The sequence below is a fragment of the Pseudomonas sp. R62 genome, assembly GCF_000257605.1.
In the GTDB taxonomy this organism is placed as follows: domain Bacteria; phylum Pseudomonadota; class Gammaproteobacteria; order Pseudomonadales; family Pseudomonadaceae; genus Aquipseudomonas; species Aquipseudomonas atacamensis.
Genome location: NZ_JH635998.1, coordinates 3,843,921 through 3,852,752, shown reverse-complemented (window position 1 = coordinate 3,852,752; position 8,832 = coordinate 3,843,921). Strand labels below are relative to the sequence as shown.

The 8,832-nt window shown below is 61.9% G+C and carries 8 protein-coding genes; 4 read left to right on the top strand and 4 right to left on the bottom strand.

Features of this window, described 5'->3' with window-relative positions; all coding sequences use genetic code 11:
- The 4 genes from OQK_RS18295 to OQK_RS18280 form a co-directional block, all read right to left on the bottom strand.
- Nucleotides 1-1,120 (bottom strand): AMP-binding protein (locus OQK_RS18295; RefSeq protein ID WP_038861063.1); only part of this gene is annotated, 1,120 nt, incomplete at its 3' end.
- Nucleotides 1,121-1,323: 203 nt separating this feature from the next.
- Nucleotides 1,324-1,776 (bottom strand): phosphohistidine phosphatase SixA, encoded by a 453-nt coding sequence (sixA, locus tag OQK_RS18290; RefSeq protein ID WP_016773654.1) that lies wholly within the window; start codon nucleotides 1,774-1,776, stop codon nucleotides 1,324-1,326.
- Nucleotides 1,773-2,120: a DUF4389 domain-containing protein gene (locus OQK_RS18285; protein WP_016773653.1), complete on the bottom strand. Its 348-nt coding sequence runs from the start codon at nucleotides 2,118-2,120 to the stop codon at nucleotides 1,773-1,775. Before OQK_RS18285 ends, sixA begins: the two co-directional genes overlap by 4 nt.
- Before the next feature lie 30 nt (nucleotides 2,121-2,150).
- Nucleotides 2,151-3,176, bottom strand: a complete 1,026-nt coding sequence (locus tag OQK_RS18280; protein ID WP_016773652.1) for an NAD(P)H-dependent glycerol-3-phosphate dehydrogenase — start codon at nucleotides 3,174-3,176, stop codon at nucleotides 2,151-2,153.
- 197 nt (nucleotides 3,177-3,373) lie between these two features.
- Between OQK_RS18280 and OQK_RS18275 the strand changes: the two genes are divergently transcribed.
- The 4 genes from OQK_RS18275 to fabA form a co-directional block, all read left to right on the top strand.
- Nucleotides 3,374-5,497 (top strand): TonB-dependent receptor plug domain-containing protein, encoded by a 2,124-nt coding sequence (locus tag OQK_RS18275; RefSeq protein WP_016773651.1) that lies wholly within the window; start codon nucleotides 3,374-3,376, stop codon nucleotides 5,495-5,497.
- 1 nt (nucleotide 5,498) lies between these two features.
- Entirely contained in the window at nucleotides 5,499-6,431 is a 933-nt protein-coding gene (locus OQK_RS18270; protein ID WP_016773650.1) for an ABC transporter substrate-binding protein, read from the top strand.
- Nucleotides 6,428-8,332, top strand: coding sequence for an ATP-binding protein (locus OQK_RS18265; RefSeq protein ID WP_016773649.1), 1,905 nt, complete (start codon nucleotides 6,428-6,430; stop codon nucleotides 8,330-8,332). Before OQK_RS18270 ends, OQK_RS18265 begins: the two co-directional genes overlap by 4 nt.
- A 247-nt stretch (nucleotides 8,333-8,579) precedes the next feature.
- A partial coding sequence (gene fabA, locus OQK_RS18260; RefSeq protein WP_016773648.1) for a bifunctional 3-hydroxydecanoyl-ACP dehydratase/trans-2-decenoyl-ACP isomerase occupies nucleotides 8,580-8,832 on the top strand: 253 nt, incomplete at its 3' end.

Genomic DNA, 8,832 nt, shown 5'->3' with positions numbered 1-8,832 from the left:
CCTCGCCGGACTCATCGATGCGCACCTCGACTTCCGGGCACGGCTGGCCGATCCAGCCCTGTTTGTATCGCCCCGGCAGACAGATATGCGAATAGCCGCAGCCCTCGGTCATGCCGTACACCTCCAGCACATCGAGGCCAAGTTTCTGATACCAGGCGAGCAAGGTCTGCGGCACCGGCGCGGCACCGGACAACGCTACGCGCAAGGCATCCAGGCCGAGCCCGGCGAGCACTTTGTGCCCGACCCGCTTGCCGATGAAGGGCAACCCGAGGAGGAAGTCCAGACGCTGCGCCGGGATCTTGCTGTACACACCCATCTGGAATTTGGTCCAGATACGCGGCACGCCGAACATTGCCGTAGGCCGCGCGCGCTGCAGATCGGTGATGAAAGTCTCGAGGCTTTCGGCGAAGAACACGGTCTGCCCGGTATAGATCGAAGCCAACTCGACAAACATGCGCTCGGCAACGTGGCACAGCGGCAGATACGACAGCAGCCGATCGTTCTCGTTGAGCCCGAACAGCTGCGTGCCGCGACTGGTGGCGAAACCGAGATTGGCGAAACTGTGCATCACGCCTTTGGGCAGGCCTGTGGTGCCGGAGGTGTAGATGATAGTCGCCAATTGCTCGGCGGCGGGACGTGGATCGTCCTGGATTGGCGAACAGCTCTGCAGGTCCGCCCAGCTGTAATCGAACTCGCCTGGCGGATGCAGCGGCAGGCTGATGGTCGGCAGGCCCGCCGGCACGCCCTGCGACATGCCCGCCCAGTCATCCAGTTTGCCGATAAACGCCAGCGCACTTTCCGAGTGAGTCAGCACTTGCGCAACGGATTCAGCGGTGAGATTGGGGTACAGCGGCACCGACACATGTCCGGCCATCCAGATCGCCAGATCGGCGATGATCCAGTGCGCGCAGTTTTTCGAGATCAGCGCAATGTGGCTGCCGGGCGGCAGCTCCAGCGCGCGCAACCAGTGCGCGGCGCAGCGGGCCTGATGGCCGACATCGGCCCATGTCAGCGTCTCGACCTGACCGCCACCGATGGGCTGCACCAGAAAGCGCTGGCGCGGGTGCCGGGCTTCCCGTTCGTAGAACACGTCCAGCGGCAAACGGAAGGCGGCAGACATGCGACTCGCTCCTGTTTTTTTGGTCTGGAGCAAGCGTAGTCAACCAAGCAAGTGCTTGGTTGGAATTTTCAAACAAATAATTTCATGGGTTGGCAGAAATCATTGTGGGAGCGAGCCTGCTCGCGAATGCAGTATGTCAGCCCCAAAAAGGGTGAATGACACGCCGCCTTCGCGAGCAGGCTCGCTCCCACAGGGATATGGCGTTAAGGGTGCTTGAGACTGTTGAGCTTCATCGAGCCAATCAGCAGCTCGCTGTGCTCAAGCTCCGCCAGCCCCGCTGTACTGACCTTCTCCGGCGGATGCCCGGCGCCATGCTGCAGATAGCTGAGCAGGTTCCCCACCAACGGGTTGTGGCTGACCAGCAGCACATTGCTCACCGACACCAATTGCTCGGCGACCTTGTCCGGATCGCTCTCCGGCGTCAGCCACTCGACCGTACGGATCTCCGGCTCGAACCCCAGCGCCTCGCGCACGATCTGCGCGGTTTGCTGCGCGCGCAGATAAGGGCTGGCGTAGATCGCCGTCAGCGGCTGGCCCATCAGATGCGCGGCGCTGCTCAGGACTTCCTTACGGCCGTGCTCGGTCAGCTCGCGCTCGGAATCGATTTTCGAGCCGTGAGGCACCGCCTCACCATGACGCAATACCCACAGTTTCATAGTTTGGGCTCCTCATCGCGCACCGGATGCGCGGCCGGGGCGACGGTGTGCGGCGCTTCACCTTCCGGGGTGCGCGGCGCCGGCCAGTCGGCGAACGGCCAGGGCTTCTGGTCACTGTGAAACGTGCCGAAGCGGCCGATCTGCGCGAGGAACTGGCTGAGGCTGTCGCCGAAATTCATCAGGCTGGCGCTCGGTGCGCCGTAGATCAGGCGGTAGATCAGTTGCACCAATACCACCGCGCCGAGGATGAACTGCGCGACTTGCCAGACCAGCAGATAAACGATCATCCACAACACCCGCAGGAGGATGGATTCGTACTGGGTTTCGCTTTTCGGATCGTTCATGGCTTGCTTCCTGTCCGTGTAACAGCTGAATCAGTTGAAACCGCTGGTGGAAATAAAGTCGACGTCGGTTTTCGGCTCGGCACGCATCAGTAGACCGATCACCTGCTCCAGCGTGCGTCCCTCGAACAGGATCGCGTGCAGCCCGGCGACCAGCGGCATGTACACGCCGACTTCCTGGGACTTGGCCTTGAGCACTTTGAGGGTGTTGACCCCTTCGGCGACCTCGCCAAGACGCGACACCGCTTCGTCGAGGCTCAAGCCCTGACCGAGGGCGAAGCCGACCTGGTAGTTGCGGCTTTTCGGTGAAGAGCACGTGACGATCAGATCGCCGACCCCGGCCAGGCCGAGGAAGGTCATCGGGTTGGCGCCTTGATTCACCGCAAAGCGGGTCATCTCGGCCAAGGCTCGAGTGATCAGCATGCTCTTGGTGTTCTCGCCCATTTCCAGTGCCACCGCCATGCCGGCGATAATCGCGTAAACGTTTTTCAACGCACCGCCCAACTCGACACCGAAACGGTCGGCGCTGGCGTAAACGCGGAAAGTGCGCCCGTGCAGCGCGGCTTGCACTGCTTTGCACAGTTCTTCGTCTTCGCTGGCGACCACCGTGGCGGTCAATGCGTGCTCGGCGATTTCCCGCGCCAGGTTCGGACCGGACAACACGCCAATGCGCGCCTGCGGGGCGATGTCTTCGAGAATCTGGCTCATCAGCTTAAAGGTCTGCGCTTCGATGCCTTTGGTCAGGCTGACCAGCATCTTGCCGCTCAAGCGCTCGGCGTGGGCGGCGAGTACCGTGCGCAAGGCGCTGGATGGCAGCGCGACAAAGCACAGATCGCAGGCATCGAGAGTGGCTTGCAGGTCGGTGACAGCAGTCACGCCCGGGAGAATCTTGATGCCTTTGAGGTAACGCGGGTTTTCGCGATTGACCCGGATGGCCTCGGCCTGCTCGGGGTCACGCATCCACTGAAGGACTTGATGGCCGTTCTCGGCCAGCAGATTGGCCACGGCGGTACCAAAACTTCCGCCTCCCAGGACCGCAATCGGGCGCTGTTCAGTCATATGCAATCCGTTAATCCATACCAGTGGCGATGCCGGGCATTATACGGGGCGACCCGATGGCGGCCAGCCCCAGCAACAATTACCGACATTTGTAGGAAGAAGACCGATAAAACCTAGGAAAATGCCTGCAACGTCACTGGAAAAGTCGCCGCCCTCGGTTAACATGCGCGCCAATTCTTCTCTCTGCAGGCTGTGTCGTGTTTTCTGGCCCTCCTCCCCCGCGCTCGCCGCTGCTCCTGGCGCTGCTGTTCAGCCCGCTGGTGCTGGCGGACGATCTGTTCGTCGACAGCCAGACGCTGCCGCAGGTGCTTACCGCTACGCGCCTGAAGCAGACGCCGGCGGAAGTGCCGGGAAGCATGACCGTTCTCGACAGCGAACTGATCAGCGCCAGCGGTGCCCGCGACATCAGCGAACTGCTGCGGCTGGTACCGGGAATGATGGTCGGCAGCATCAACGGCAATCAGCCGGCGGTGAATTACCACGGCACCAACGCCAGCGAAGCACGGCGCATGCAGGTGTTGATCGATGGCCGCTCGGTGTATCGCGCCGGCCTCGCGACGGTGGACTGGAGCGATATCCCGGTAGCGATGGAAGACATCGACCGGATCGAGGTATTTCGCGGCCCGAACACGGTCAGCTACGGCGCCAACGCGCTGATGGCGGTGATCAACATCATCACCCGCCACCCAGCCGACAGCCATGGCACGCGTTTGAAGATCACGCGCGGCCAGCGTGGCATCAACGACTTTTATGCCAGTCAGGGCACCGGGTGGGATGGCGGTGATCTGCGCCTGTCGCTGTCCGGCCAGGAAGACGACGGTTTCGACAGCGACCGCAACGGCGCCGATTATCGCGACAGTCGACGCTTGAATCGTCTGAGCCTGGCGGTCAGCCACGACCTCAATGAAGGGCAAAGCCTCGACTGGCAGCTCAACGCCAAGGACGGTAGCAATCAGCGGCCTTATACCTACCGCCCGGTGTTCTCGGGGATTACCGACGCCGGGAACAATTCCGACGTGGTGGCCAAGGATTACGCCGGCTCGGTGCGCTGGAACCTCGATATCAATCCCGAACACAGCCTTTATGTGCAAGGTTCGGCGCAGCACTGGGATCGCCAGCAAGTCTGGCGCGCCTGCGATGCCGAGGTGTCGTTCAGCCCCGAGCTGGCGCAGCTGTGGCAGCTCAACCCGAATTACACCGAACGGCTGGCGCGCAACATCAACCAGTTCACCGGCCCCGGCGCGGCACCCGGCACGCCGCAGGAAATGGCGCTGGCCAATCAAGTGCTCGAACAATGGCGCAACGGCGCCAGCCAGACCTTGTGCGGCGATATCGACCAGAGCGCCCGCGAATCGCGCTACGACCTCGAACTGCAGGACACCCTCAGCCTCTCCGACAGCCTGCGATTGGTCAGCGGCCTGAATTACCGCTACGACCGCGCCGATTCCGAAACCTACTTCAACGGCACCCTCGACGACACCACCTGGCGCGCCTTCGGCCAACTGGAATGGCGCGCTACCGAGCACTGGCTGGTGCAGGGCGGGGCGATGTTCGAAGACACGCAACTGATCGGCAGTTCGCTGACCCCGCGCTTCGCGGTCAACTACCTGATCAACCCGCGTCATGGCCTGCGCGCGGTGTACTCGGAAGCGATCCGCTCGCCGGACATGTTCGAGAACAACGTCAACTGGAGCTATCAGGTCAGCAACCTGCGACCCTCGGCCTACGGCCAGTCGTCGGCGCGCTATTTCGTCAAGACCCGTGGCCCCGGTGATCTCGATCAGGAACACATGCGCTCGCGCGAGTTGGGCTACAACGGTTACTTCGCCGAACTCGGACTGGCCGTCGACGTGAAGCTGTTCTACGACGAAATCACCGGGATGATCAGCGAACCGCTGCGCAACAATCAGTACATCGCCAGCAACGCCAACAGCTCGCGCTTTCGCGGCACCGAAACGCAACTCGACTGGCGCCTCAGCAGCGCCGACCGTTTGCGTTTGACCTACGCCTTCGTCGACGCCGAGGCGAGCAATCCGCTGGACCAGCAGTTGACCTCGCGCAACAGCGGTTCCGCCGGTTGGCTGCGCAATTGGGGCCATGGCTGGAACAGCGCCCTCTTCTATTACGGCGACAACGCGCTCAACGGCTATCGCTTCGAACGCGTCGACACGCGCATCGCCAAACGCATCGCCATTGGCAAAGCTCAGCTGCAATTGGCCGGCGTGCTGCAACAGCGCCTCGACCATCAGCCGAACACCTTCGTCGACAATAATTACGATGAACGCCGGGTGATGTATTTCAGTGCCGAGCTGGAGTTCTAGGATGCGCACCGGCCCGTCACGGAAGACGCCCACCCTGGGTCACTGGCTGGCCGGGCTCTGCCTGTTCATGACTGCGTGGCTGCACGGCGTCGCGGTGCAAGCGGCGGATATTCTGTTGACCGGCGCCGAGGAAAGCCCTGGCGTGCAGGCCTTCGTGCAAGCGCTGAGTGAACTGCGCCCGACCGACAACGTGCGGTTCCAGCCGCTGGCGAGTTTGCCGGCACCGGGCAAATTACCGGCCAGTCTGCGCTTGATCCTGCTCGATCTGCCCAGCCTCGACTGGCGTCTGCAAGACTCACAAGGCCCGTCGACGCTGGTGTTGCGCATCAGCCGCTTGCAGGCGCGCCAGCGTTTCGCCGATGCCCAACCGGCGCGCCTGAGCCTGCTCTGGAGCGACCCGCCGCTGAGCCGGCAATTGCAACTGATCCGGCGGATCTTGCCGCAGGCGCGGCGGGTCGGCGTGCTGTTCGATGAGCACGGCGAATTCCTCATTGACGAATTGCGCGCGGCTGCGCGGCCGCTGAACCTGGAGATTGTCAGCCAGCGCTGGGACAACATCCACGACAGCCGTCCGCTGCAAGCGGTGCTGAAAAGCAGCGACGTCTTGCTCGGCCTCGATGACCCCGATCTGTACAACTCGCAAACGGCGAAAAACCTCCTGCTCAGCAGCTACTCGCGTCAGGTTGCGCTGATCGGCCCCAACATTGCATTCGTTCGCGCTGGCAGCCTCGCCAGTACCTACAGCGACCAGAGCGACTGGCTGGCGATTCTCGACCATTTGCTCGATCAGCCGACCAGCGCATGGCCGCGAACGCTTTACCCCGCTCGTTTCAAAGTCTCAAGTAATGCGCAGGTGGCTCGTTCCTTAGGCATCGAACCGCTGAATGAAGCATCTGTCGCCAGTGCCTTGGCCGAAGGAGAGCGCCGCCCATGAGTTTTCGTCGCCGTTGGGACATCAACACCCGCACGCAGCTGATCAGCCTCGGCCCGGCGCTGCTGCTGACGTTGCTGTTGATCAGCTTCTTTACCTTCGTGCGCATCCAGGATTTGCGTCAGGAGCTGAACCACACCGGCCAACTGATCGCCAACCAACTCGCCCCGGCCACGGAATACGGGGTGATCTCCGGCAACAACGAAGTGCTGGAAAGCCTGCTCAAGGCGACACTGGCCACGCCCAACGTGCGTTTTCTCGAAGTGCAGGACAGCGCCAACCGGATTTTGGTGTATGTCGAACAACCGGCTGATAGCCACAGCCGCCCGCATCAGGTCGAAGTGTTCCAGGCGCCGGTGCGTTTGCAGCGGATCGCCTTGCACAACGACTTCTTCCAGGACGGCAAGGTCAGCAACAGCGCCGCCGGCGAGGATTATCTGGGGCGAGTGATCGTCGGCCTGTCCAACGATGCGTTCAGTCAGCGCCAGCAGGAGATCCTGTTCAAGGCCGGGATTCTCGCGCTGTTCGCCCTGCTCTTCACCTTCGTCGTCGCCCGTCGTTTGGCCGGCAGTCTGTCGCAGCCCATCCGCGACATCGGCGATGCGGTCAAGGCGATTCAGGAAGGCGACTACAAAACACCGCTGCCGATTGTCGACGACACCGAACTGGGCGCGCTGTCGCAGCACATCAATAATCTTGCTCAGGCGCTGGAACAGGCCAGCCGCGAGCAGCAGCAGGCGATGGCGCAGCTGATCCAGACCCGCGAAGAAGCGGAAAAGGCCAACAACGCCAAATCGGATTTTCTGGCGATGATGAGCCATGAACTGCGCACGCCCATGAACGGCGTGCTGGGCATGTTGCAGTTGCTCGAAACCACCGAGATGACCGAGGAGCAAGTCGAATACGCCGCACTCGCTTCGGAGTCGACCGAACATCTGCTGAAGGTCATCAATGACATTCTCGACTTCTCGCGAATCGAGCGTTCGGAGCTGGAGCTTGAGCACATCCCGTTCAATCTCGCCGAGCTGATCGGCGCCTGCGCGCAATCGTTCCAGCACAGCGCCGTGCAGCGAGGCCTGGCACTGAATCTGCGCATTCCCGACGACATGCGCGGCTTGCAGGTGCAGGGCGATCCGACGCGGATCCGGCAGATTCTGGTCAATCTGGTCGGCAATGCCTTGAAGTTCACCGAGCAGGGCCGGGTCAGCATCGAGGCGCAATGGCAATCGCTGGATCACGAACTGCTTTGGTTCACCTGCTCGGTGCGCGACAGCGGCATCGGCATTTCTTCTGAGAGTCTGGAGCTGATGTTCAATGCCTTCCAGCAGGCCGACAGTTCGATCTCCCGTCGTTACGGTGGCACCGGGCTTGGTCTGCCGATCGCGCGGACTTTGGCCGAACGTATGGGCGGCACCTTGCGCGCGCAGAGTGAGGAAGGACGCGGTTCGGTGTTCACTCTGGAAATTCCATTGGCGCTCTATAAGCAGGCAATGCCGGCGCTGGCCGCGCCGCGCACCCTGAACGGTAGTGGTCAGGGCGAAGGACGCCATGTGTTGCTGGTCGAAGACAACCCGGTCAACCAGACCGTGATCGAAGCGATGCTGCGCAGCCTCGGCTTTGCGGTCAGCGTGGCGACCGATGGCGCGCAAGCGGTGCGCAGTGCCGAGGGTGGCGAATTCGAAGTGATTCTGATGGATTGCCGGCTGCCGATCATCGACGGCTACGAGGCCACGCGGCAGATCCGCGACCTGCCCGGACGCCGCGATGTGCCGATCATCGCGCTGACCGCCAACGCCTTGCAGGGCGATCGCGAAACCTGTCTGGCAGCGGGGATGAACGATTACCTGGCCAAGCCGTTCAAACGCAATGACCTGCAGCAGATTTTGCAGCGCTGGGTGTCGTAGTGTGGGCCTTTCGACCATCTGCGACTGGCGTGAAAAGCGAAAGTGCGGCAGTCTTAGGCACCCGAACGAGCCCCAAAAGGGGCTTGATTAAAAATTTCAGTGCACAAGTGTACATTCATGTCCTTGGTGCTGTGACTTTCACCACAACGCAATAGTCTATGAGTAGGCTGCCGGTTCGAGGCATGAACGTCTTGAACGGTCGGGAAGATCTGCCCCACCTGCCGCATGGGATTATTGAGGAGCTCGCATGACCAAACAAAACGCCTTTACTCGGGAAGACCTGCTGCGCTGCAGTCGCGGTGAGCTGTTCGGCCCAGGTAACGCGCAACTGCCCGCCCCGAACATGCTGATGGTGGATCGCATCACCCATATCAGCGAAGAAGGCGGCAAGTACGGCAAAGGTGAATTGGTCGCCGAGCTGGATATCAACCCTGACCTGTGGTTCTTCGCCTGCCATTTCGAAGGCGATCCGGTGATGCCGGGCTGCCTGGGTCTGGATG

Excerpts from the sequence above, each read along its gene's own strand:
- sixA (WP_016773654.1), bottom strand. The coding sequence starts at position 1,776 with ATGAAACTGTGGGTATTGCGTCATGGTGAGGCGGTGCCTCACGGCTCG.
- OQK_RS18285 (WP_016773653.1), bottom strand. The coding sequence starts at position 2,120 with ATGAACGATCCGAAAAGCGAAACCCAGTACGAATCCATCCTCCTGCGG.
- OQK_RS18280 (WP_016773652.1), bottom strand. The coding sequence starts at position 3,176 with ATGACTGAACAGCGCCCGATTGCGGTCCTGGGAGGCGGAAGTTTTGGT.
- OQK_RS18265 (WP_016773649.1), top strand. The coding sequence starts at position 6,428 with ATGAGTTTTCGTCGCCGTTGGGACATCAACACCCGCACGCAGCTGATC.
- OQK_RS18270 (WP_016773650.1), top strand. The coding sequence starts at position 5,499 with ATGCGCACCGGCCCGTCACGGAAGACGCCCACCCTGGGTCACTGGCTG.